Below are 23,771 nucleotides of genomic sequence, written 5' to 3'. Positions count from 1 at the left end.
TGCAACCACCTGGCCGAACTTGCTTTCGCTCGTGCAGCGAGCGTGCCACGGATCTAGGCATCAATGGCATAGCGCTCAGTAATCCTGTGCCACCTCGTTCCTTACGTAGTCTTCCCATTCAGCAGGCAAGCACGCAGGCCCCGAGGCCATGTGAAAAAACATGTTGGTTTTGATGTCATGATCCTTGACCAGTGGCGATACCAACATACCAGGATCGCAGGCCACCACTGCGAACAGATATTTAAACTTGAGTGATTAGCGGTAGCTTTTGCCACGAATGTAGCTGACTTATCATCGGATAGGCCTACGTTTACAGTGTCACTACTCCCATAGCGATTTTCTGTGCGTTCACAAAAAGCATGAACACAATTCGGTAAATCATGGTGATAGCCGCCTCGTGCTTTTCCAAATAACAGAAGACTCGTTTTTCTTGCCAAGGAATGTCCCCAGAATGCATGGTGACGGCTCAAAATACTGAATAAGGTTTCATTCGTTAGTGGAGTCAGTAGCGGCGTCACTTCTGAGCTGAATAATGGCATGGCTACTCCCCCGCTCGCCAACTGAGTCAACTTCCCATCGCTCGATATTAGTGTCACGCCAAAATACTCTACAGCGAGGTTACGATAAATCAAGAGTGACTAGCGCAAATAAAGTTGGTCGGGCAAATAGAGCTAAGTGATTGATTTCAAAAGTACCATTTTAATCGTTAAAGTTGGTCGGGAGTAGCCTGCGAACAGCGGTATATCTGCAAACGCTCAATAAAGTTGGTCGAAGTCCCAGCATATGCAATTTGACGGCCGCATAGGCGAACCGGAAAGGTGTCCGAGGGATATAGTGATTTTGAAAACAGAGCTATTCAGTCCCCTTTCCGTATAGGCGCGAATCTAGGAAGAAGTCACTCATGACGATCGAGTTCAATAGCAATTAATTCATCACCTGAATCAATACTAACTGCAAAAAATGGAATTAATTGAGACTCACTGCTGATTTACACTGAAATTTGACCCCTCGTATGACCCGGTGGCAGCCTTCGCCAGGAAGTGGAGGTGGATCAAACTGATAGGGTCAACTCAGCTAGCAAATGAACAGAGCGACAGCACCACCCCAACTTGGATGGTGCTGTGCCCTGAATAGACGCCAGATAAATGTTGGGTTACTTGTTCGGGTTGGAAGACTTGCTTGGTTTTAAAGCTGGAGTATTCCCAGGTGTACCTTTGTTGTCGCGTCGACGTTGATCAGGCTTTCCTGTTGATTTAGCAATTGGTTTTGGACCTGGTTTGAGAGCCATATTAAACCTCTTTTTTCAAATGAGTTGTAAGAGGGGAAGCCCTCTCAACGAGAGTTATATGGTCACCAAGAAAAATTTCAAGTCACCCCATGCAAAGATTGAAACGAGGTGAGAACAGACAGCTGAGGTTGACGTTGTTGACTTGCACTGAAAATTGCCCCCGCTTCATCTCGATCTGAAAAAACTGGGATTTGTGGGGTCGTATGGTTGGCCGCTTTCGCCAGGAAGTGGAAGGTGGATCAAACTGACTGAGTCAATTCAGCGAGAAAACGCACAGGATCGTAATAAATCAACTGAGGAACCGTAAATTTTTTCACGCGAGTTTTCCATTAAGGTCAGCTGAATACCATTAAAATCTCTTTCAGTGGCGAACGGGCCTTTTGCAACCACTACTTTTTTCGTCAACGGGAAATATATTTCATCTGCAGAAGAAATGTCACTCGCAAACTGCTGACAATAAATTGGCCTATCCGAGCAAATAAAATCGAATCCGCCATCATTTCCCAAAACTTCCATTCCTTCCGGGAGCGTCCCGTCAAAACGACAAGAGATTAACGGCAGGCCGAAAAACTGGATTATCTTTCTAACGTTCTTATTGTCGCGCGCCTTTTTCCACTTTCTCACTTCATTTCTATCAGGCAAAGGCATCGAATTCCAGATTCCAGTACTTAAACTCTCGTCGTACATTTCAAGTAAGTGAGCAGATCGCTCATGGGCCAAACCTGCATTCTCCGGCAATCGCCAAAATTGAATGGTGAGCATCAGCTTTAGGGTATTGCAATACTCCGGATTCTTTTTCAACTCCGCCAGTTCTTTATCGGTACGCGAGGAGATTAAATTCACGAACTTCTTGACTAGGTCCTCTAACGTTCCCAACGACGTCTCGATGAAGAAATCCTTTTTACCGTGCGTTTCGAGAGCATGGAGATCATCGACATAAAGAATTTGTGCTGGTGTTTTTCCTTGAATATCAAATCTCCCAGTGATCTTATTGAAAGAAAACAACTTCCCTTCAGCTCCTGCAAAATTTCGAAGGTAATGCTGTGGCACATAGTGATGTTTCATATGACCTCAGAGGAATTCGATAAACCAAGAACTATCCGCATTTACAGAGACCGCACCTGATGCAAAAGCGATATGCCAAGTCGCCAAACGGAATAATTACTCCATCAACAACATAGGGAGTTTGACATCTCCGATCTTTTCGGCTGGGAAAATTATTTTAAAATATTCCGCCAGCGCCAAGTGCATGGCTTGGTGCATATCCCTCACGGCCTCCAGTTTACTTCCATCACTACTAGTAAATATCTCTCGGGTTATGACGACTCTATTCTTTTTCTCAGGAATAGTTTTATTCGAATCTATTGAAAGAATAATGTTGCCTGTTGAGCAATTTTTTTCACTTACATCGAACGACAATGTGCATGTATACGGGACATATTTCAATCCTCCTGGTACCGATTTTGTCTTCGGCGATAATTTTTCAAACTCTCGCCAGCAAATTCCTTCTAATTTTTCTTGCAACTCAATATAACATTGGGACTTTTCTTTATCTGACAAAAGCAGCTCATAGCGTTTTTTGTGAATTTCGATAGCCTTACACAACAACGCTCCGCCCAAATTAAATGGCCCTATTTTGTCGAACATGAATCCGTTCACATCCTCCACGACGGATGAGTCATCTTTAATTTTCTCAAGTAACTTCATGCATTCTTCTACGTCGCGCTCCATGAGAGCGTCCCCTATGTCTTCAAAGGATGCGGCCATGCTATCCAAGACCATTTTTAACCCATGCTTAATCTTGTAGATTTCATCAGGAATGAAAAGATGTTCATTCGGAATAGGTGCTAGCCATTTACTTTCTACGTTTGCGCGCTTGAGCGGATATTCAGGAATATTTACGGCATGCAAAAAGCGTTTAGCATCCTCATCACTTCGATTCCGTAAAACCTTTTCAATAACATCTAGGGTCTTCTCATCGTCATTTGATTCAAATTCCACCGAGTAAGCAAACGCACCAACGCAAAATGAATCGTCTTTCGTTATTTTTAATTTTGATACCATTTGCTCCGAAGTTAATAAATATCTTTTTCTATCACTCCCACGCCCAGTATGAACTAAGAGAAAATAGCCTTCATAAGGCTCATTAGTCTTGCCGTCAACAACGTATTTCGACGGAATATAATGTACTGTGTTCTTATCTTGAGAAAATTTTGACTGAACAATTCCTAGCCGAGGAGGAAGGGGGTCAGTGAAACGAATGCCAGGATCGCTTAATTGGATAAGAAAATCGGCTCCGTCCAAATCAACATTACGGCTTAATACCCAGAATCTTTCCGCGAGGAGCGCGGAACAACGATACTCTCCCAAACTAGCATTTTCGGCAGTTTTTGTAATTTTGTCTTTTTCCATTTTTTCCCCTATTCCAGTCTTGATGGCATTCGATTAGTATCGCAAATATAGCACTAGGAAAACTGACCAATTGCCACGCTCCGTGTATTTAGTTCATCTCGAAAAAATCGCAAACGACTAATTTTTTCTTTGGCATGAAGCTGTATCGGAAAAAGAAAAGGATCAAGTGCGTACGGAGTCCTAACAGCAAGTACAACATCACTATCGTCCGTTCCTCGCAGGACTGAGCTTCGACCAATCTTGATTCCATAAAATTCGGTATATTACCTGTCGTCATTCTCGCAATGTTGGCGCAAGGCATCCCAATCACGACGAGCCTTATTGATATCTATACCTCCAGGTTCAATTTTGGTTTGCTACAACGACCGTGAAGCCAATACGAACGATAACGCTTTCACCGTGGCAGGCCATTTTTCCGGATGACGAATTACTTTTTCGATCCGGGGAAATGCTAGCTTGATTTCATCTAGTCGCCATCCTGAAGAACTTGCTATCCGACTTAAACTAAGCTTCTTTAAAAACATCGCCATTCGTTCATCATCATTTTCAATTCGTCTAGCTGCATGATTAGATATTTTATTTCTATATGCGCTGTCTAATGAGGATTTTAACCAAGCGCGGTCGTTCCGATATAGCCATGCGTAGACCGCTGGTTCCAGGCTCCTGAGTTCCTTGATACCCATATACTTGTGTAGTGGAAAAAGTTTTTTCCAAGCTTTTTGTGCAGCATCACGACGCTCCTGATGTCTTAGGTTATGCCAGTGATCTTGGAGGCTTGGCACGGTGCGAAGTATTCGTGTCACTGTGACCACAGAGATTTGACATTGCCTGCTCACATCTGATTTATCTGCACCGTCGCGCAACATTTTCACAGCTTGTTCCCATAGGGTAGGACTCAGCTTCTTCGGGCGACGTAGAATTTCAACAGCTTCTTTTGAAGCCCATGCAGCCATTGTTGCGTAAGCGACGCCAGCTCGTATCGCAGCACCGGTCAAACTTATTTGACCGGTACATAGCATCGCAATAATTTCTGCTTGCTCATTCGTCGGTCCACGTATTGGCTTGTTTGACGCAGGTGCCAAATCACAATGATTGTTATAACCACCCAATTTTTGATACTCTGACTTGAAGTGTGCCAGATCATCAAACCACGTTGATATCCATACCAGGTAACGTAGTGGGTGAGTCATATTCCGGCCAGATAAAATTCGCAAAAACTGAGGTCGCAGAAGATGAGCGTCTGCCTCGTGATTGAGTGCTGGCAAACATATTAAATTCGATACCAGTTTTTTAAGCTGGACTTCGACCAATGACCATCGAACACTTCCGCTCGCATGTGTCATACCAAGAGATTTTAGGCGGATTCTGAACACTTCCGCAATGTGCACTGGATCTGCAAAACTTCCTGGCGAGCAGTTCAGCAATTCATTACTTAACTGTCCGAGCTTCAGTAGCCATTCAGTTTCCTGTTTCGACAGTCTGCGATCCTCCAATCCAGCCAGCGGGGCACAATTGGCCTGCGTTGGGAGAACCCATGCAAAACGAGCTACCTGCAATAGTTTTAGACTGGAGGCTCGTAACGGAGTAAGGTGCTCTGGGCAGAGCCAAACACCGGGCAATTGGTGGCTTCGCCTCCAATATGCCCATCCATGCGTGTTCAAATCACTACAAATACATTTTGGGCATGCTTTCAAAGGATGTGCGGCTCCCACACCACTCGTCAAGAGTCCAAGTCGATACTTTAAATGCCCTATACCAGGACCACATAGGGCACTCACTGCCTCAATGCCCACCTCAATTGTTTTGAATGGGAGATAAAAGGGCAAGAGCGTCCTCTCGCGAATGATGTCAGAAGCAGTCCCAAGGCAACCCCGGCTCCTGGCAGCCAGCACAGCGATACGAGCTGGAAAGTCATGCGCTGAACCAATACGCGTATCTCCAAAGAGTTGCAAGCAAGTATTCTTGTCCTGACCATTGGCCGCCAAACGGTGAAAGCGGCTACACCAACTAAATAGCGTTTCGTCAAATGCAAAAATGCCCAAGCCTGATCATTCAGGTTTGTGCATTTTCTTGAAGATTTTTAGTTTACGACTTTAATAAGCAGTTTACGACTTTAATAGCCAGTTTACGACTTTAATTGTCGGGAACAATTACTCCACCGTCACACTCTTCGCCAAATTACGTGGCTTGTCGACGTCGGTGCCGCGGGCCAGGGCGGTGTGGTAGGCGAGTAATTGCAGCGGTACGACGTGCAGGATGGCGGACAGCTGGCCGTAGTGTTCTGGCAGGCGAATGACGTGTACGCCTTCGCTGGAGGTGATGTGGGAATCGGCATCGGCGAATACAAACAATTCACCGCCACGCGCGCGGACTTCCTGCAGATTGGATTTGAGTTTTTCAATCAGCGCGTCGTTCGGTGCGACGGTCACGACTGGCATTTCTTTGGTGACCAGCGCCAGCGGGCCATGTTTCAGTTCACCGGCCGGATAGGCTTCAGCGTGGATGTAAGAAATTTCTTTGAGCTTGAGCGCGCCTTCGAGTGCGATTGGATAATGCAGACCACGGCCCAGGAATAAGGCATTTTCTTTAGCAGCAAATTGCTCAGCCCAGGAAATTATTTGCGGCTCCAGCGCCAGCACGGCACTGACTGCGGATGGCAGATGGCGCAGCGCCTTAATATGCGCGGCTTCATCTTCAGCACTCAGACGGCCTTTGGACTGCGCCAGAGTCAGCGTCAGCAGGAACAAGGCAACCAGCTGGGTAGTGAAGGCCTTGGTCGATGCGACCCCGACTTCAACGCCGGCATGGGTGATGTAGGACAGTACGCATTCACGCACCATGGCGCTGGTGGAGACATTGCAAATGGTCAGTGTATGTTCCATGCCCAGGCTGCGCGCATGTTTGAGTGCGGCGATGGTGTCAGCAGTTTCGCCACTTTGAGAAATGGTGACGACCAGGGTGTTAGGATTAGGCACGCTGTCGCGGTAGCGGTATTCACTGGCGATCTCTACGCTGACCGGGATTTTAGCGATGGATTCCAGCCAGTATTTCGCGGTGGAGCCAGCATAGTAGCTGGTGCCGCAGGCCAGGATCAACACGGAGTCTATCTTTTTGAAGACTTCAAATGCCTTGTCACCAAACAGCTCAGGCATGATGTTGGTCATGCCTTCCAGCGTATCGCTGATAGCGCGTGGCTGTTCGAAAATTTCTTTCTGCATGTAGTGGCGATACGGGCCCAGTTCGGCCGCGCCGCTGTGTGCGTGTACGGTACGCACTTCACGCTGCACATCTTTGCCTTCAATATCCACGATCCAGTAACGCTGCAATTGCAGGTCAACGACGTCGCCTTCTTCCAGATAGATAATCTGATCGGTCACACCGGCCAGTGCCATCGCATCGGAAGCGAGGAAGTTTTCACCTTCGCCAACACCAACGATCAGCGGTGAGCCATGGCGTGCACCGACCACGCGGTGCGGTTCATCGCGGCAGAATACGCCTATCGCATAAGCACCCACCAGGCGTTTGACGGCTAACTTCACGGTTTCAAACAGATCGCCCTGATACAGATGATCGACCAGATGCGCGATCACTTCAGTATCGGTCTGGCTTTCAAACACATAGCCGAGTGCGCTCAGTTCGGCGCGCAGTTCTTCATGGTTTTCGATAATGCCGTTATGCACCAGTGCGATACGTTCGCGCGAAAAATGCGGATGGGCATTCGCGGAAGAAGGTACGCCATGCGTGGCCCAGCGGGTGTGGGCAATGCCGGTAAAGCCAGCCAGGCCAGTCTGATCCACCTGCGCCTGCAATTCAGCAACGCGTGAAGTACTGCGCGAACGCTGCAATTCACCATTCACATGCAAGGCCACGCCGCAGGAATCATAGCCACGGTATTCCAGACGTTTCAAACCTTCCAGCAATACAGGAGTGATATTACGTTGAGCAACTGCACCGACAATACCGCACATAATGGCCTCACAAAGAAAAATTAAGATGCCGCTATGCTAATCCAGAGGCAATGAATTTATATTTCAAAATTTAAATACTTTTGAAATATAATGAAACCACCAAATACATTTCATCATAAATTTCATTAAATACCTATTTTTGGAAGGATATTTCATTTTTATGGATGCGCTGGATGACTTAGATAAAAGAATTTTATCGCAATTACAACAAGATGCGAGCCTGACTAATCATGAACTGGCGGCCAGAGTGCATGCCTCGCCGCCTACCTGTCTGCGCCGGGTCAGAAAACTGACGGAAGATGGGGTGATTGCGCGCCAGGTGGCTTTACTGAATCCTGAGCGACTGGCGAGTCAGCTGACAGCCATCGTCGAAATCACGCTGGATCGCCAGAACAGCGAAGAGATGCAGAAGTTTGAACAGTTGATGGCAACTGAGACGGCGGTACAGCAGTGTTACCGGGTATCCCCCGGGCCGGATTTTGTGTTGATCATATTGGTGGCTGACATGCCGGCCTATCACGCACTGGCACATCGCCTGTTTGCGACGCAAAGCAATATCCGCAATGTACGCAGCTTTTTCTCTATACACCGCAGTAAGTTCGATACCCGGATAGTGCTGGATTGATAGTGTGTAAATTGCTTATTTGAGTGGGCGTATGCTGTCTGCAATCACTTCTTTGCGGTAGTAACGCTGCAGACCTTTCCACACCAGTTGCTGTTGCTGTACCTGCTCAAATAACTGGCTCAGGGTATGCAGATCGCCCTGCAACAAGGTTTTCTTAGACAGGTACACGCCGTTTTCGCTCCAGGGCAATTCCGGCACGGCTTCAAAATTCAACTTGTCGTGCAAGTCGCTCAGCCGCATATCGGCTTCGATGGCACCCGCGATCACAGAAGGCTCCAGCACTGAATAACGGGCGGCACCGGACTTTAAAGTACGGGCGACAGAAAACACATCGGCTTCAAATATCGGTTGTCCCTTAGCCTCTAACCTACGGATGAAACCCTGGTACGCAGGGCCATAGTCAAAGCCACGGACCAGCACCACTTTAGCATCTTTCATCAGGAATAATTCGGATAAGCGACTGACTGCAACACCGCTATCTTTGAGCGAAATCAGCATAGGGCGATTCTGTACCAAGGGAATGAAAGTGCCGGACTGGTCACGCTTTTGGGTACGTACAGCGGGGATCAGCAAATCAGACTGGCCCGCTTCAAACAAGGCTTCCTGACGCGCACGTGGCACGATACTTAAATCAAACTGGCACTTCTTTTTCAGGGATATCTGATTCAGCATTTCAGGGTAAACACCACTGATCAAATCCCCATTAGCGACAACACTTAAGCCTGATGCTGCCATCGGCACCTGCATGCTGCGGCTGCACTCTGCAGCCGAGATGCCGGGCGCATACCATATGCAACTCAGGGCTAAGCTGCACAATGCCCCCCTGACCAAATCAAACAAGAACAAATCTTTCTCCTGACACGCACTTCACCACATTGCTGACGGTGGCACACTGGGCTTAGCGCGGCCGGCTCCCCTCTTTCAGCACTTCAGTTTTGTAATAACGTTGAAAACCTTTCCACACCATACCGGATTTTGCCGCATTTTCAAACAAGCTTTGCAGCGTAGCCCGGTCTTCAGGCGTCAAGGATTTCTTTGACAAGTAGACGCCACTATCCCCCCAGCCAATTTCATTCACGGGTTCATAACGCAATTTATCCAGAATATCGTCCACCCGCTTATCGATCTGGACTGCACCGGTAAAAATATACGGTGCCATCAGCGTAATGTCGGCCACTCCGGCACGCATCATACGTGCCACCGAAACCGGATCAGACTCCACTATCAGTCGGCCAGCTTTTTGCATATCCTGTAACAGCTGTTGATAAGCATCGCCATAATCATAGCCACGCACTACGGCCAGTTTCAGCTGTTTTTGTTCCAGTAATTCTTGCAAGCTGGTGATGGGAGGGCGATTCGGATTGATAGAAATCAGGGTAGCTCTGGTATAGACCAAAGGAACGAATATGCCGAATTCGTCACGGCGACTGGTACGGATAGCAGGAATCAGCAAATCAGACTGACCAGTTTCAAATAAGAGCTCCATGCGCGCCCTGGGTACAATGCGCATTTCGAACTGACAACCATCTTTGCCCGCCATACCCTCCAGAATTTCAGGGTAAATACCATCTATCACGGTTCCACTGCCTATCACGCTTAAACCGGTCTGTGCCATCGGCGCCTGTATTTTTCTGCTGCACGCTGCATAGGCGGCACCGTCCCAACAAGCGGAAAACAGGATCAGGGGGAGCATGAAGAATATGCGCCGTTTCAGCATGATGCAGACTCCGTTCAAACGAGATGACATGCGAGTTACCTGCCAGAATAACACTGAAGAACAAAAAAGGTAAGAATAAGCCTGACTATCTTCCCCAGGTGCAACAAACGCTACGCCACCTGTCGCAAGCGATACAGGCATGCATGTGAAATTGCAACATTTAACATTAATCAACGAAATTTCATGAAGTGAAAAGCAGGTTTCTTAAAAGCTGATATTCATTGAATGTTATATTTAACGCATCTTTACTCCCCATCCATTGACTGAGTTATTCTGTCAGTCCACACAAAAAACAATGATCAAGGCAATGTTACCCAGAGCTGAAGACAGGCCTTTAGCCTTACGGTAATCACATAGTTGGAAGCGATCAAACATGAGTACTCAACAGCATTTGGTGGTGGTGATCACCGGCGCATCCGACGGAATCGGCGCAGAAATGGCAAAGCAGTTGGCGGTCAAACATAAGGTCAGACTGGCTCTGGTGCTCGCTGCCCGCAACGAGGCTGGCTTACGCGCAGTCGCTGAAGTTTGTAAGCGCTTTGGCAGCGTATGCCTGCTAGTGAAGACCGATGTAGGCGTTGAGTCTGATTGTCGGCGTCTGATCCGCGAAACTGTAGAAACCTTTGGCGGCATCGATATTCTGATCAACAATGCGGGCAAATCAGCGCAGGCATTGTTTTCTGAGGTCGATAATCTGGGCTGGTATCAGGAATTGATGCGTGTGAATTTCTGGGGCAGCGTCTGGTGTACCCATGCAGCCTTGCCTTACCTGAAAGAATCGAAAGGAAAGATCGTTGCAGTGTCTTCGCTCGCTGGCCTGATCGGCGTGCCGGGACGTACCGCTTACAGCGCAAGTAAATTTGCCATGAACGGTTTTTTTGAAAGCCTGCGCACGGAAGTGCAGGAAGCTGGCGTACAAGTTACCCTCGCCTATCCTGGCGTGGTTGCCACCCGCATCCGCTATCATGGCTACAACGCAGCCGGAGAAGCGGCTGGCAGCAGCGGCCTGAAAGAAGAACAAGCCATGCCGGTGGAAGAATGCGCCTATCAAATCATACAGGCGATGGAACAAAATCAACGTGAAGTGGTGATGACCGCCAAAGGCAAACTGGGTCGCTGGCTGCGCCTGATCGCACCGGGTCTGGTCGATAAGATCGCAATGGCGGCACTGAAAAAAGAAGTCCGTCCTCAATAAAAAATGCCGGGCTGAACGGCACCCGGCATTGTTGGTCACGCTATTGCGCGCCACCTGCTGACATGGATCGCAATAATCAGAAACGGTGCTGAATACCTACCGTACCGGAAGACTGCGAATTCGCAAAGCCTGCGTCATCACGCGACACACCGGTCAGCTGGCCGTTCTTGGCTTTGGCATAGCCAGCTGCCACATAGAGATCGGTGCGTTTGGAAAATGCATACTTCACACGCACAGACAGCAAACTCGGATCGGCATCCTTACCTGCCGCCACGTTCTTGATGTTCTGGGTGTAGTAAGCACCAGTCAGATTCCAGTTCGGAGCAAAACCATAGCTGACACCCAGCCACAGCATATCGGACTGCTGTTCTGCAGCGCCGCTGGCCAGGGATTTTTTATAGTTGCGGTAGCCGACGAAGGTTTTCACTTCACCCACAGAATACGTACCAGCCAGTTGAAATGCTTTCGACTGGTCGTACTGGCCATTCGCAGCCAGCGCTGCATTATTCTGTTCATACGTACCTACCACGGCCCACGGACCATCAAAGGCGCTGGCACCCAATACATACTTGGCACCGGCGCTGGTATTGCCTGCCGTTTCACCGAAGGCATAAGTAGCACCGAGCTTATAGCCCTGGCCGTCATACTGATACTTGAGCAAATTGGAAGCGGTGGTCAGCAAACCATCTTTACGGGCGCCAGTTGCACCGGCAGAAGTCGCCCAGGAATATTGCGGCGCATAACCCATAGGATCGAAAGGCAGGATGAAATCGTAGCTGGTGCTATACGAACGGCCACCAACGATACGGCCAAAATCGCCCTGCAAACCAACATTAGCCTGACGTCCGAACAAATCGCCATCAGAAGCACCGGTATCGAGAATGACGCCGCCTTCGAGCTGAAATACGGCTTTCAGACCATTGCCCAGGTCTTCCGTGCCACGGAAGCCAAAGCGCGAGGTATTCATACCACCGCTGTTAACTTTGAATTGCTTGCCGCCGCTCGCATCGCCCGCATTGTTGTAAGACACATTGGCGTCGATCAGGCCGTAAATACTCACATTGGTCTGTGCCTGCGCCTGGCCTGCGGCCGCGAGGCATAACAGCGCGGAAGCGCTGAGACATTTTTTCATCATGGATCTCCTGGTAATTATGATTCTGAGGTGACATGGCTGCCATATCACCGCACCCATGCTACGGACAGCAAGCTTTCAATTGCCTTTCTAGGCGTGTCCGTCAGCCTTAAAACCCGCGTCTACACTGACTCTGTGGTAAGCCAGCCTCAGTGCAGCTGGCGGCGGGCTTAATGCAGGAGGAAATACTGCAGCATGAAAAAAGCAGTCAGCCCACTGGCGATCGTCAGTAGTTGCCTGCCACTCAACAAGCTGACTGCCACTGCAACCAGACTAGCCAATAACTGCGGATTTTCCAGATGAATTTCCAAACCGTTGCCGTGAGGAGACAAAATCATAGGCACAATAATCGCGGTGAGCACAGTCACCGGTACGAATGCCAGCGCGCGGCTTAGCCACAAAGGAAAAGCAACCCGGTCGCCCAACACAAAAAATACTGCTTTCACAAACAGCGTGACCAGCGCCATACCGATCACCATCCAAGTGTAATTCATGCTGCGTCTCCCTGTGCGGTGGCAGCACGGCTGGCCAGCATGCCGACACACACGCCGGATACCACCGCGATCAGCAGACCGGATTTATACGGTAAATGCTGTAACAGATAGGACAGACTGCCAGCCGCCAATGCCGCCGCCAGATAAGGGAAACGGCGCAGTTGTGGCACGATGATCGCAATAAAGGTCGCCACCATCGCGAAGTCCAGCCCCCAGTTTTGCATCTGCGGGAACACACTGCCGAAGCCTAAGCCTACCAGCGTCCATAATTGCCAGTTCAGATACATCGCCAGCCCAGACCCCAGAAAATACCAGTGCATGTGACGCAGACTGGAGGGCGTTGCTGTTCCGTCTGACTGCTGCAAACGTGCGGACACCACGGCGAAGGTTTCATCGGTGAGCAAGGCGCCTAGCAGCAAGCGCCAGCGCAAAGGCAGATGTGCAACCAGTGGCAACAGGCTGGCGGCATACAGCATATGACGCAGATTCACAAAAAATGTCGTCAGCCAGATCAGCAACATACTGGTATGCCCAGCCACCAGACCGATCGCAATAAACTGGCTGGAACCTGCATACACCAGCAGCGACATCAATTGCCCCTGCCACGGAGCCATCGCGCTGGCGGCGGCCAGCGTGCCAAAAATCACGCCGAACGGCATCGCGCCGACCAGCATGGGCAAGGTATCACGTGCACCTTGCAGACAAAGTTGGGTAGGGGTAGTCACTGACATGCATCATCTCCGGAATCGCTCAGTATAAATGCAGCAGGAGAGTGAAGTGGCGCAGGTGCAGATTTTTCATCTGTGAAAAAAAGCGATCAGCAAGAATTTAGCTGGATCAGGGAGCCTGTTTTGGAGTGGCGGATGATCGTCATTCCCGCGCAGGGATGACGCCATATTGCACCGCAAGTGGCCGAATGACATGCTCATCGCTGCAGATGCCAGCAAGGTGTTGGCATCTGCAGGCGCAAGACCGCGTCGTACTCGCGCGGTGCTTATTTCTTGATTTTGACCGGACGCTGCCAGTTCTCGATGGTCAGCTGACGGGCACGGGATACGGTCAGCTTACCGGCTGGCGCATCCTTGGTCAGCGTCGTGCCAGCACCCAGCGTAGCACCTTTGCCTACGCGGACTGGTGCGACCAGCTGGGTGTCGCTGCCGATAAACGCATCATCTTCTATGGTGGTACGGAATTTATTCGCACCATCGTAATTGCAGGTGATGGTACCGGCACCGATATTGACACGGCTGCCCACATCGGCATCGCCCACATACGCCAGATGATTCGCCTTGGAATGGGCGGCGATCTGGCTGTTTTTGACTTCCACGAAGTTACCGATATGCACATCTTCACCCAGCTCGGTGCCGGGACGCAGACGCGCATAAGGACCGATCTGCGATGCCGCACCGACCTTGGCTTCTTCAATATGGCAAAACGGTTTGATCTGGGTCGCTGCCGCGATGCGCGCATTGCGGATCACGCTGTATGCACCGACCGATACGCCGTCTTCCAGATGGACTTCACCTTCAAAAATGCAACCGACATCGATACTCACATCACGTCCGCAAGTCAGCGTGCCGCGCACATCGATACGTGCCGGATCGAGCAGGGTCACACCCTGTTCCAGCAATTTTCTGGCAACGCGTGCCTGATGGCTGCGTTCCAGTTCCGCCAGTTGTACCTTACTGTTGACGCCATAAGTTTCCACCACATCGTCGGGCTGTGCCGACACAACTTCAACGCCATCCGCTACGGCACGCGCCACGATGTCGGTCAGATAGTATTCGCCCTGCGCATTGTTATTCGACAAAGTAGTCAGCCAGTGACGTAATTGCGGCGTAGGCACGATCATGATGCCGGTGTTAATTTCACTAACCGCCAGCTCTGCGGCGGTCGCATCTTTTTGTTCAACGATGCGCACAATCTTGCCATCTTCACGAATGATACGGCCCAGACCAGTCGGGTCTGCCATCACTGCGGTCAAAATCGCCAGCTTGTTATTACCCGCCACATCGATCAGGCGCTGCAGACTGGCGGCGGTGGTCAGCGGCACGTCGCCGTATAAGACCAGAGTAGGATGCGCATCATTCAGTACCGGTACTGCTTGCGCCACTGCGTGGCCTGTACCCAGTTGTGGCTCCTGTTTGGCAAACTTCAGATCCGCTGCAGCAACCGCAACCGGCACCTGCTCGCCACCATGACCGTAAATCACGCAAATGGAAGCAGGATTGAGGCTGCGTGCGGTGTCAATCACGTGTTGCAGCAAGGGCTTACCAGCGACCGAATGTAAGACTTTTGGTAAAGCAGATTGCATGCGTTTGCCCATGCCGGCGGCGAGTATCACAACATTCATAGTTGATTGAACTGGTGAATAAAAGAAGAGGCGCGATTTTACCATGCAAGGATTTACCTGCCGGGCAAAATAGCAGGTAAGGCAACAGTTCAATCTGATACCGGAGCCAGCCAGGGATGCGTGCTTTTTGCTCATGAGTGCGCGTTACGGGGGCAAGGGTCTTGGGTCTGATTGATTACAAAATTCAAACAATTTGATTCCCAGCAAATCAGCTTTTTCATTTATTGTGAGAAATTAGAAAAACTCAATGTATAATTGAGAATCATTATCATTTAAGATTTCAGGAAGTATTCAGTGCCGAATTCCAGCTCATCCCATCAACAACGCGCATTTTGGCTGCGTCACCTGCATCAATGGCACTGGATCAGCTCTGCAATTTGCCTGGTCGCGATGATCTTGTTTGCTGCCACGGGCATCACCCTGAATCATTCCGCGCAGATCGAAGCACATCCAGTGGTGACCCAGCTCTCAGCCAGCTTACCTGCCGCCTTACGCGCTGAATTACACAGCCTGAGCGGCGAAGAACCAGCTGCGTTACCTGGCGCTGTGACGCAATGGCTGGACCGGGAATTCCATACCCACAGCGCACGTGCCGTCCCTGAATGGTCACCGGAAGAATTGTATTTACCGCTGCCGCGTCCGGGTGGCGATGCCTGGCTGCGCATCGATCTGGACAGTGGTGCGGTCGAATATGAACTCACTGACCGTGGCTGGGTCTCATACCTGAATGACTTGCACAAGGGCCGCAATACCGGCAGCGCCTGGACCTGGTTTATTGATCTGTTTGCTGCGGCCTGTCTGATTTTTTGTATTACCGGTTTATTTTTGTTGAAAATGCATGCAGCCAACCGGCGCGGCACCTGGCCTTATGTGGCACTGGGTCTGGTCACGCCTTTACTGCTTGCAGTTATTTTTATCCATTAGACTGGCAGCTTGATCGCTCAACGGCAGTCTGCGTTTAACGATCAAACTAAGCCGCACCCTGACATTGCCAGGCATGAGTCCACCCCAGCCGTGATGGTGCAACAGTCTTGTTATTGACTTGTTTATCAAGGTTAACTATGCGTTCTCTCTCTACTGCGACGCTGCAAAATTTGCGTCCGAATTTACGTCCGAATTTACGTCCATTTGCGATCACCGCCCTGCTTGGCAGCCAGGCCTTAGTCGCCCACGCGGCTGATCTGACCGTCAAGGTCGAAGTCCCCAAACTGAATGTGGCGGAATACCACAAACCCTATGTCGCGATCTGGATAGAAAAACCGGATCAGACTTTCGCTGGCAATCTGGCGGTCTGGTATGACCTGAAAAAACGCAATAACGAAGGCACGAAATGGCTCAAGGATATGCGCCAATGGTGGCGTCGCAGCGGACGCGAACTGGAGATGCCGGTTGACGGCCTGAGCGGTGCGACCCGCACCACAGGCGAACACAGCCTAAGTTTTGCCGGCGACAAAGGCGTGCTGGCTAAACTGCCAGCTGGTGACTACAACCTGCTGGTCGAAGCCGCACGTGAAGGCGGTGGCCGTGAAGTGGTGAAAGTCCCGTTCCAGTGGCAAGGTAAAGAAGTCAACTTCAAAGCGCAGGGCAACCATGAACTGGGCGCCATCAGCATTAACATCAAATCCTGAGGAGCAGCAGCATGATCACCTTACGTCAATTGAGTGCCTTTACTCTGCTGGCCTGCGCCAGCCTGTCTGCTCAGGCGCACCGTACTTTCCTGGTACCGACTTCCACCGTGGTATCCGGTAATGCCCCGTGGGTCAGCTTCGATGCCGCGGCTGCCACCAATGTGTTTGAATTTGATCACGTCGCCATGAAGCTGGACACGCTGCAAATTACTGCACCGGATGGCAGCAAACTGACACCGGAAAACAGCTATAGTGGCCGTTTCCGCAGTAGCTTCGATGTGCAACTCAAACAAACCGGCACCTATAAAATCGGTACTTACAGCGATGGTCTGTTCGCCTCCTATAAAGAAAATGGTCAGCCTAAACGCTGGCGCGGCAGTGCCGAGACCTTTGCTAAGGAAATCCCGGCCGGAGTGACTGATCTGCAAGTGACCCAGCGTAGCGGTCGTGTCGAAACCATCGTCACGAACGGCAAACCGGGCGGCAAAGCACTGGAGATTTCCGGTAAAGGTCTGGAACTCAGCGCTGTGACGCATCCGAATGATCTGGTGTTTGGTGAAAATGCGACCTTCCGCTTACTGCTGGACGGTAAACCTGCTGCCAATGTGAGTGTGGAAGTGATACCCGGTGGTGCGCGTTACCGTCAAAAGCTGAATGACAAAACCTATGTCACCGATGCCAATGGCCAGTTCAGTGTGAGCTGGACCCAGCCTGGCCTGCAATGGCTGGAAGCGGAAGTGAAAGACGACAAAGCGACGGTAGCTCCGGCCAAGAGCCGCGTCTCCAGCTATGTGGTGACACTGGAAGTTTTGCCTCAATAAACAGCTGCGCATGAGACTCGTGTTCATCCCTCTGGATGCGCCGGAACCACCGGCGCTGCCTGCACAGCTGCGTCTGTTGCAGTTGTCAGGCAGCAGCATGGGCTGCAGCTGGCAGGTGCAGTTTTATCTGCCTGCCAGCCAGCCACAGCAGCAGGCGGCGTTCTGGCAAAACGGGATACAACAGGAACTCGATCTGGTGGTGCAGCAAATGAGCCACTGGGAAGCCGGGTCAGATTTATCACGCTTCAACCAGGCCGCGGCTGGCAGCGTGTGCACGCTGGCTCCGGAGTTTTGTTATGTGATGGATTACGCCATCTATCTCGCACGGCAAACCGAAGGCGCGTATGACCCGGCCGCAGGCAAGCTGGTCAATCTTTGGGGCTTTGGCCCGGCAGAAAATCGTCATCAGCCTGCGCGCCGCCCGTCTAAAGCAGCCATCGCTGGGGTGCTGGCACAGCCTGGCTGGCGCGACCTGCAACTGAACCGGCTACGGCGCGAACTGCTGCAACCCGGCAGCCTGAGCCTCGATCTGTCATCGATTGCGAAAGGCTTTGCAGTCGATCAGGTAGCTGGATTTCTGGAGCGGCATGCTATCCCCAGCTATCTGGTGGAAGTGGGCGGCGAACTGCGCGGCTATGGCATCAAGCCGGATCAGATGCCATGGTGGGTGCGCATAGAAACGCCACCCGCCAGTGCAGCATACCCGACCCAGACAAACTGGGACGGACTGGTCGCGCTGCACGGCTTAGCCATCGCAACATCGGGCAGTTATCGCCAGTTTTTTGAGCAGGATGGACGCCAGTATTCGCATACCCTGGACCCGCGCAGCGGTTATCCGGTCGATAACAGTCTGATCTCGGTCACCGTTTTACACAAGGAATGCATGATCGCCGATGCGCTGGCTACCGCCTTCACCGTGATGGGTGAGCAGGCTGCGCTGGACTATGCGAACAGCCATCAAATTGTCTGTTGCCTCATGAGCCGGTCCGCAAGCGGGCTGCAAGTGCAGCTCAGTCGCACCATGCAGGCCATGCTGGATACATAATGAAATTTCCTAAGCAACTCTTCAGTGCCGGACACCTCAGTCTGGCCAGCGGCGTGGCCGGTGCTGTGGCACTGAGCCAGGCTGCGCCACGTCCACTCAGTGTGGCGCTGATCGCCGGCAGCTATCTGAGCCTGTGCTGGGCCAGCTGGATCAGCCCCTGGCTGGCCGAACGACGCCAGCAACACAGCAGCGATGCTGCAGGCAGTGAGGAAAGCATCCTTATCGGCTATGCGAGTCAGACCGGCTTTGCACTGAGTCTGGCACAAAAAACCGCAGAACATTTGCAGCAGGCCGGACTGCCCAGCCAGATCCTGAGCCTGAACCAGCTGACCCCTGCGCTGTTGCAACAGACGCGGCGTCTGCTGCTGATCGTCAGCACCACCGGTGAAGGCGATGCGCCGGACAATGCCGATCAGTTTTGTCGCAAACTGCTGCCACAACAACTGGATCTGCATCACTTACAAATTGGCCTGCTCGCGCTTGGCGATCGTCACTACAGCCAGTACTGTGCATTTGGCCATCAGCTGGCGCACTGGTTTGCGCATCGGGGAGCCACGCCTTTATGCGACCTGATTGAAGTCGATAATGGCGATGAAGCCGCCTTGCGCCACTGGCAGCATTATCTGGGCAAACTCAGCGGCCATACTGAACTGGCCGACTGGAGCACGCCGGACTACCAACACTGGACGCTGCAACAGCGTCAATGTCTGAACCCGGACAGCCAGGGCAGTCCTGTGTTTCATCTGAGGCTCACGCCACCGGCTGGTGAAGCGGGTGACAATGGTGACACGGTCAGCTGGAAGGCTGGCGATATTGCCGAAATCGGCCCGCAGCCCGCGCCGGGACTGACGAACAATGGTGCAGAAGCTACCCCTTTACCGCACCGTGAATACTCAATTTCCTCACTGCCGGGCGATGGCGGACTGGAGTTGCTAGTCAGGCAATTGCAAAAGGATGATGGCAGTCTGGGCCTGGGTTCCGGCTGGCTGACCGCCTATGCAGAAGTCGGGCAAGCCATACAGCTGCGCATACGCAGCAATCCGCAATTCCATACCCCGGGCACAGAGCGCCTGATCCTGATCGGCAATGGCACTGGACTGGCAGGTCTGCGCGCACATCTGAAACAACGCATCGCCAAAGGTCAACAACAGAACTGGCTGATTTTTGGTGAACGTCAGCGTAGCAAGGATTTTTTCCATCAGTCCGACATTCTGGACTGGCAGGCTCAGGGCTGGCTGCCGGAACTGGATCTGTGTTTTTCGCGCGATCAGGCTGAGCGCCGCTATGTACAGCATGCCTTACGCGAACGCGCTGAGTTGCTGGCTGACTGGGTCGCGCAAGGTGCTGCAATCCTGGTCTGTGGCAGCTTGCAGGGTATGGCGGGTGAAGTGCATCAGACCTTGCTCGATGTGCTGGGTGAAGAGCTGCTGGATCAGCTCAGCGATCAGGGCCGCTATCTGCGCGACGTGTACTAAGCTGTGCACGACAGCGTGCAGCTTGCCAGTCAGTGAGTACGGCATTACCATGCCAGCATCCTGAACTGCCCGGACGCTGTGCTGAACTTGCCTATGTGCGCCATGCCTGACCACGATATCGCCGCTTACCTGCGTGAAGGCCATGCCTGTATTGCAGACGGTGATCTGCTGACAGCACAGCTGGCCTTCCGCAAAGTGCTGTCCTTGCAAGCCGATAACGGCGAAGCCATGGCCAACCTGGCCTGGCTCGCTGAACAGCAGCAAGACTGGCCTGCGGCGGCAAATTATTATGAACAAGCGATGGTGCAACTGGCACCGCTTGCACAACTCAGTTTTCAGCTCGCGCATGTGCTGCTGCAACTGAAACGCTTTGAGGAAGCCGGGCTGCATCTGCTACAGGGCTTACAGCTAGAGCCAACCTCCGCCACTGGCTGGTCGCACTACGGCATGCTGCGCACGGTGCAATATCGTGAGGTAGAAGCTGAGGAAGCCTACCGCCATGCCATTGCGCTGGCACCGGACAATTTACCCGCGCGCTTCAATCTGAGTTATCTGCTGCTCAGACAAGGTCGCATGCAGGAAGGCTGGCAGCACTGGGAAGCCCGCCCCTGGCAACAGCTGAACCGCTATGCACACACAAAACGCCTGGCTACCGGACAGTCACTGCGCGGTTTGCGCGTGCTGATTACACAGGAAGGCGGTGCCGGTGACCTGATTCAGTTTTGTCGCTATCTGCCACAGCTAAGGCAGGAAGGTGTCGCCAGTCTGGGCCTGGTCTGTGATCGCACCTTGATACGCCTGATGCAGGGTCTGACTGAACTGACTGAAGCTGGCCATCCTGCCCATCCTGCCACGCCGGATGCGTTGCTTGATTTTTCTGCCACTATCGAAGAAGCAGACTGGGATGGCTGGCTGCCATTGATGAGCTTGCCCGGCCATGTTCAAACCCGCTTTGACAGCATCCCGGCTGGAACATCTTATTTATCGCTGCCTGCGGCGCTAAGCCAACATTGGGAGCAGCGGTTCACACAAACAGCGCCCAGACCCTTGCGTATTGGTCTGGCCTGGCAGGGCAATCCGGCATTTGAAAATGACGCGGACCGCTCAATCGCAGATATCCGTTGTCTGTTTCCCCTGGCTGAATTACCAGACATAGACTGGATCAGTCTGCAAAAAACGCAGCACAGTGCAGAGGATGGGACAGAAGTATGGAACCGCGCTTATCCCCAGCGACCTTTGCAGGACTACTCAGCGGAGCTGCATGACTTTGCCGATACCGCTGCTTTGATACAGCAATTGGATCTGGTGATCAGCGTCGATACCGCTGTCGCGCATCTGGCGGGGGCCTTAGGCAAGCCTTGCTGGCTGATGCTGCCCTGGTTTAAGCCAGACTGGCGCTGGCTGAATCGGTCGCCAGGCAGTCCGTGGTATCCGCAAACGCGCTTGTTCCGCCAGACGGCAGCAGGCGATTGGGACAGTGTGGTGACAGCGATCAGCGCAGCCTTAGTCAACTTTCGCGGACTGTAGCAGGCGGCAGTCTGAGCGCTGGTGAGATGTACGCGGATGAATACGGATGTGTCTTGTTATGCTTTACGCAGGTAACAGGCTTTCAGCATGAAATTACCGCCATCCATTTTGCAGTCGACTTCATGGTCGCCGCCAACGATGCGTATGCTCTTGATCTTGGTACCTTGTTTGAGGGTGGTGGAAGACCCTTTGACTTTCAAATCCTTGATCAGCACCACTGCATCACCATCGGACAAGACATTGCCAACGGAATCTTTCACGATGCGCTCATCATTGTCATCTTCACTGGCAGCAGCCTGCGCCGGCCATTCAAAACCACAATCTGCACACACCAGGTTATCACCGTCGGGATAGGTATTTTCTAAGCCACATTGCGGGCAGGCCGGGAAACTGGACATACATACTTTCAAAACATTAAACAGGCGCCAGTATAACCGTACAGCCGCCCTACCCCGCCAAAGCCCGAGCAGAATACTGCGGCAAAGGCTGAGGCGGTCAAGGCCTCAGCATGCCGCTCTCAGCCGCCGTTTTTTTGTTTATAGATAGTGTCGATGATGATCAGTTCCATTTTGCGTATCACTTCCACCGCATCCTCAAGCGGTATCATCGCGCCACGGGCCAGACTGGAAGCGGCTGCCAGCGTATTACTGGCCAACAGTAATTCCAGCGCATCCTTGAGCGGCACATCATCAAAATCCGGTGGCAGTACCGGTAACACCTTGGATTTAAAAAATGCAAAACGCGGCTCAGTCAGTAAATAGCGCTGCGAATTCTTCTTCACTGCCGGCACCGGGGCCGCCTCTGCCGTCTCCGGTACTGCTGCGGTGAGACTGGCAGGCTGCGCTTGCGGTGTCACCACTGCTGCGACTGTGACAGGTGCGACCGGTGCAGGGGCAGGGGCAGGAGCAGGAGCAGGGACAGAAACGGGAGCCGCTGCCGGAGCCGTTTTCTGCGCCGGGCTCAGCACACGGTGCAAGTCATTATGAATTTTAGCGACCAGATCATCGGGAGAATCAAAAAAACGCACATCATGCGACTGACTCAGCTGCGCCTTGAAGTCGGCCAGCCATTGCGCGGCAATGCCGGTATCCACATTCTTAGGCAAAATAGGATGTTCATCTTCATCGATCAGGTAAATCAGGGTTGGTACGCAATACAACTGCGCTTCCAGGTATTCCAGCTGTATCAAGGATTTCCCGGTAGTCGCGTCGACATCACCAAATACCATGCCAAACACGCCAATATAGGCTTTCGCACTGCGTACCAGACGTAAGCGGTCTTCGATCGGGGTTTCCGGCAAAGCCGAAGTCAGGGTAGCGCCAAAATACGCAGCGGCCTCTCGTGTGAATTCCTCACTCAGACGTTTGCGATGCACGGCGAGATCAAACGGTGTGGAGCTGACAAATACGGTGGTCATACGGTCTCCCTGCAATTAATCGGTCTTACTCAGTGTTCAGTCATTCAGTGCAGTATATACCTTGCCGTGCGTCAAGGAACAGCCAAGTCTGACGCTGGCTGTGATTACCTTGCAACATCAGGACTGCGACAGCGCCTGCAGGGTTTGCCAGCCTTGCGGCCAGTCGGCCAGACCACTCCCGGCATTGATGTGACCGGCCTGTCCCAGATCGGTCAGCGCACAAGCCCAGCGCTGCGCGCACTGCTGAGAAAATGCCATGCTGGCATACGGATCATCCCGACTGGCGATGATATGCGCAGGAAAAGGCAAAATCAGACTGGGCAAGTCTTCATAGCCACTGGCCGTGGCAGGAAACGCTGGCCCTTGCGGATCAGGCACCGCCACCAGCAAAGCGCCACGGATACGCAAGCTGGTCTGCGCCGCCCAGTGAGCGACCGTCAGGCTGCCCATACTATGCGCGGCAATCAGCACATCTGGACCCAGGCGCGCCACTTCCCTTTCGAGTGCAGCCACCCAGACCTCGCGTTGCGGCCGCATCCAGTCTGGGATTGTGATGCGCTGACACTGCGGATACGCAGCCTGCCACAAGGATTGCCAATGGCCGGGGCCAGAATTGGCATACCCGGGAAAAATCAGGACTGGGCTCAGCATAGAAAACTCACAAAGGACAAAAC

General features: G+C 52.0%; 21 protein-coding genes. 8 read left to right on the top strand and 13 right to left on the bottom strand.

Annotated features, from left to right (window positions below):
• Positions 1-1,546: 1,546 nt before the first annotated feature.
• From H8K43_RS03450 to glmS, 4 genes are all read right to left on the bottom strand, one after another.
• Positions 1,547-2,353, bottom strand: a complete 807-nt coding sequence (locus H8K43_RS03450; protein ID WP_186902587.1) for a DUF4238 domain-containing protein — start codon at positions 2,351-2,353, stop codon at positions 1,547-1,549.
• A gap of 96 nt (positions 2,354-2,449) precedes the next feature.
• Positions 2,450-3,700 carry a hypothetical protein gene (locus H8K43_RS03445; protein WP_186902586.1) on the bottom strand — a complete coding sequence of 417 codons (1,251 nt, stop codon included), beginning with the start codon at positions 3,698-3,700 and terminating at the stop codon, positions 2,450-2,452.
• 356 nt (positions 3,701-4,056) lie between these two features.
• Entirely contained in the window at positions 4,057-5,742 is a 1,686-nt protein-coding gene (locus tag H8K43_RS03440; RefSeq protein WP_186902585.1) for a TnsD family Tn7-like transposition protein, read from the bottom strand.
• 108 nt (positions 5,743-5,850) lie between these two features.
• The gene (glmS, locus tag H8K43_RS03435; protein ID WP_186879407.1) at positions 5,851-7,668 is read right to left on the bottom strand and encodes a glutamine--fructose-6-phosphate transaminase (isomerizing); all 1,818 of its coding nucleotides are present in this window, start codon (positions 7,666-7,668) and stop codon (positions 5,851-5,853) included.
• A 160-nt stretch (positions 7,669-7,828) separates the two neighbouring features.
• Here glmS and H8K43_RS03430 point away from each other — a divergent pair, with 160 nt between their 5' ends.
• Positions 7,829-8,293 (top strand): Lrp/AsnC family transcriptional regulator, encoded by a 465-nt coding sequence (locus H8K43_RS03430; protein WP_186902584.1) that lies wholly within the window; start codon positions 7,829-7,831, stop codon positions 8,291-8,293.
• Positions 8,294-8,308: 15 nt separating this feature from the next.
• On the opposite strand, the gene H8K43_RS03425 is transcribed toward H8K43_RS03430, so the two are convergent.
• On the bottom strand, positions 8,309-9,028 hold the full coding sequence (locus tag H8K43_RS03425; protein ID WP_186902583.1) for a type 2 periplasmic-binding domain-containing protein: 720 nt from the start codon (positions 9,026-9,028) through the stop codon (positions 8,309-8,311).
• A 163-nt stretch (positions 9,029-9,191) separates the two neighbouring features.
• Positions 9,192-10,040 (bottom strand): substrate-binding periplasmic protein, encoded by an 849-nt coding sequence (locus H8K43_RS03420; protein WP_186902582.1) that lies wholly within the window; start codon positions 10,038-10,040, stop codon positions 9,192-9,194.
• Positions 10,041-10,383: 343 nt separating this feature from the next.
• Here H8K43_RS03420 and H8K43_RS03415 point away from each other — a divergent pair, with 343 nt between their 5' ends.
• The gene (locus H8K43_RS03415) at positions 10,384-11,205 is read left to right on the top strand and encodes an SDR family oxidoreductase (protein WP_186902581.1); all 822 of its coding nucleotides are present in this window, start codon (positions 10,384-10,386) and stop codon (positions 11,203-11,205) included.
• Positions 11,206-11,281: 76 nt separating this feature from the next.
• Here H8K43_RS03415 and H8K43_RS03410 read toward each other — a convergent pair whose 3' ends face one another.
• The 4 genes from H8K43_RS03410 to glmU form a co-directional block, all read right to left on the bottom strand.
• A complete protein-coding gene (locus tag H8K43_RS03410) occupies positions 11,282-12,337 on the bottom strand; it encodes a porin (protein ID WP_408058488.1) in 1,056 nt (351 codons plus the stop codon).
• Between the two features lie 170 nt (positions 12,338-12,507).
• Positions 12,508-12,831: an AzlD domain-containing protein gene (locus H8K43_RS03405; RefSeq protein ID WP_186902579.1), complete on the bottom strand. Its 324-nt coding sequence runs from the start codon at positions 12,829-12,831 to the stop codon at positions 12,508-12,510.
• On the bottom strand, positions 12,828-13,562 hold the full coding sequence (locus tag H8K43_RS03400; protein WP_186902578.1) for an AzlC family ABC transporter permease: 735 nt from the start codon (positions 13,560-13,562) through the stop codon (positions 12,828-12,830). The genes H8K43_RS03405 and H8K43_RS03400 overlap by 4 nt, the downstream gene beginning before the upstream one ends.
• A gap of 263 nt (positions 13,563-13,825) precedes the next feature.
• Positions 13,826-15,184: a bifunctional UDP-N-acetylglucosamine diphosphorylase/glucosamine-1-phosphate N-acetyltransferase GlmU gene (glmU, locus tag H8K43_RS03395; protein WP_186902577.1), complete on the bottom strand. Its 1,359-nt coding sequence runs from the start codon at positions 15,182-15,184 to the stop codon at positions 13,826-13,828.
• 294 nt (positions 15,185-15,478) lie between these two features.
• On the opposite strand from glmU, the gene H8K43_RS03390 reads away from it, so the two are divergent.
• From H8K43_RS03390 to H8K43_RS03365, 6 genes are all read left to right on the top strand, one after another.
• Entirely contained in the window at positions 15,479-16,108 is a 630-nt protein-coding gene (locus tag H8K43_RS03390) for a PepSY-associated TM helix domain-containing protein (RefSeq protein ID WP_186902576.1), read from the top strand.
• 137 nt (positions 16,109-16,245) lie between these two features.
• Positions 16,246-16,812 carry a DUF2271 domain-containing protein gene (locus H8K43_RS03385; RefSeq protein ID WP_186902575.1) on the top strand — a complete coding sequence of 189 codons (567 nt, stop codon included), beginning with the start codon at positions 16,246-16,248 and terminating at the stop codon, positions 16,810-16,812.
• 11 nt (positions 16,813-16,823) lie between these two features.
• Positions 16,824-17,633, top strand: coding sequence for a DUF4198 domain-containing protein (locus tag H8K43_RS03380; protein WP_186902574.1), 810 nt, complete (start codon positions 16,824-16,826; stop codon positions 17,631-17,633).
• 10 nt (positions 17,634-17,643) lie between these two features.
• On the top strand, positions 17,644-18,678 hold the full coding sequence (locus H8K43_RS03375; RefSeq protein ID WP_186902573.1) for an FAD:protein FMN transferase: 1,035 nt from the start codon (positions 17,644-17,646) through the stop codon (positions 18,676-18,678).
• The gene (locus tag H8K43_RS03370) at positions 18,678-20,153 is read left to right on the top strand and encodes a sulfite reductase subunit alpha (RefSeq protein ID WP_186902572.1); all 1,476 of its coding nucleotides are present in this window, start codon (positions 18,678-18,680) and stop codon (positions 20,151-20,153) included. Before H8K43_RS03375 ends, H8K43_RS03370 begins: the two co-directional genes overlap by 1 nt.
• Positions 20,154-20,255: 102 nt before the next feature.
• Entirely contained in the window at positions 20,256-21,680 is a 1,425-nt protein-coding gene (locus H8K43_RS03365; protein WP_186902571.1) for a tetratricopeptide repeat protein, read from the top strand.
• A 56-nt stretch (positions 21,681-21,736) separates the two neighbouring features.
• On the opposite strand, the gene H8K43_RS03360 is transcribed toward H8K43_RS03365, so the two are convergent.
• The 3 genes from H8K43_RS03360 to H8K43_RS03350 form a co-directional block, all read right to left on the bottom strand.
• Positions 21,737-22,078, bottom strand: a complete 342-nt coding sequence (locus H8K43_RS03360) for a zinc ribbon domain-containing protein YjdM (RefSeq protein WP_186879422.1) — start codon at positions 22,076-22,078, stop codon at positions 21,737-21,739.
• A gap of 119 nt (positions 22,079-22,197) precedes the next feature.
• Positions 22,198-23,097 (bottom strand): DUF4062 domain-containing protein, encoded by a 900-nt coding sequence (locus tag H8K43_RS03355; RefSeq protein ID WP_186902570.1) that lies wholly within the window; start codon positions 23,095-23,097, stop codon positions 22,198-22,200.
• 117 nt (positions 23,098-23,214) lie between these two features.
• On the bottom strand, positions 23,215-23,748 hold the full coding sequence (locus H8K43_RS03350) for an RBBP9/YdeN family alpha/beta hydrolase (protein WP_186902569.1): 534 nt from the start codon (positions 23,746-23,748) through the stop codon (positions 23,215-23,217).
• Positions 23,749-23,771 lie beyond the last annotated feature (23 nt).

This window comes from Cognatundibacterium curvum (genome assembly GCF_014284235.1).
In the GTDB taxonomy this organism is placed as follows: domain Bacteria; phylum Pseudomonadota; class Gammaproteobacteria; order Burkholderiales; family Burkholderiaceae_D; genus Undibacterium; species Undibacterium curvum.
The sequence above is the reverse complement of the archived record's forward strand: the minus strand, read 5'-3'. Positions and strand labels throughout refer to the sequence as shown.

Bases quoted from the DNA above. Each gene is read 5' to 3' on its own strand.
- H8K43_RS03450 (WP_186902587.1), bottom strand. From the start codon at position 2,353: ATGAAACATCACTATGTGCCACAGCATTACCTTCGAAATTTTGCAGGA.
- H8K43_RS03445 (WP_186902586.1), bottom strand. From the start codon at position 3,700: ATGGAAAAAGACAAAATTACAAAAACTGCCGAAAATGCTAGTTTGGGA.
- glmS (WP_186879407.1), bottom strand. From the start codon at position 7,668: ATGTGCGGTATTGTCGGTGCAGTTGCTCAACGTAATATCACTCCTGTA.
- H8K43_RS03430 (WP_186902584.1), top strand. From the start codon at position 7,829: ATGGATGCGCTGGATGACTTAGATAAAAGAATTTTATCGCAATTACAA.
- H8K43_RS03425 (WP_186902583.1), bottom strand. From the start codon at position 9,028: ATGGCAGCATCAGGCTTAAGTGTTGTCGCTAATGGGGATTTGATCAGT.
- H8K43_RS03420 (WP_186902582.1), bottom strand. From the start codon at position 10,040: ATGTCATCTCGTTTGAACGGAGTCTGCATCATGCTGAAACGGCGCATA.
- H8K43_RS03415 (WP_186902581.1), top strand. From the start codon at position 10,384: ATGAGTACTCAACAGCATTTGGTGGTGGTGATCACCGGCGCATCCGAC.
- H8K43_RS03410 (WP_408058488.1), bottom strand. From the start codon at position 12,337: ATGAAAAAATGTCTCAGCGCTTCCGCGCTGTTATGCCTCGCGGCCGCA.
- H8K43_RS03405 (WP_186902579.1), bottom strand. From the start codon at position 12,831: ATGAATTACACTTGGATGGTGATCGGTATGGCGCTGGTCACGCTGTTT.
- H8K43_RS03400 (WP_186902578.1), bottom strand. From the start codon at position 13,562: ATGTCAGTGACTACCCCTACCCAACTTTGTCTGCAAGGTGCACGTGAT.
- glmU (WP_186902577.1), bottom strand. From the start codon at position 15,184: ATGAATGTTGTGATACTCGCCGCCGGCATGGGCAAACGCATGCAATCT.
- H8K43_RS03385 (WP_186902575.1), top strand. From the start codon at position 16,246: ATGCGTTCTCTCTCTACTGCGACGCTGCAAAATTTGCGTCCGAATTTA.
- H8K43_RS03380 (WP_186902574.1), top strand. From the start codon at position 16,824: ATGATCACCTTACGTCAATTGAGTGCCTTTACTCTGCTGGCCTGCGCC.
- H8K43_RS03375 (WP_186902573.1), top strand. From the start codon at position 17,644: ATGAGACTCGTGTTCATCCCTCTGGATGCGCCGGAACCACCGGCGCTG.
- H8K43_RS03370 (WP_186902572.1), top strand. From the start codon at position 18,678: ATGAAATTTCCTAAGCAACTCTTCAGTGCCGGACACCTCAGTCTGGCC.
- H8K43_RS03365 (WP_186902571.1), top strand. From the start codon at position 20,256: ATGCCTGACCACGATATCGCCGCTTACCTGCGTGAAGGCCATGCCTGT.
- H8K43_RS03360 (WP_186879422.1), bottom strand. From the start codon at position 22,078: ATGTCCAGTTTCCCGGCCTGCCCGCAATGTGGCTTAGAAAATACCTAT.
- H8K43_RS03355 (WP_186902570.1), bottom strand. From the start codon at position 23,097: ATGACCACCGTATTTGTCAGCTCCACACCGTTTGATCTCGCCGTGCAT.
- H8K43_RS03350 (WP_186902569.1), bottom strand. From the start codon at position 23,748: ATGCTGAGCCCAGTCCTGATTTTTCCCGGGTATGCCAATTCTGGCCCC.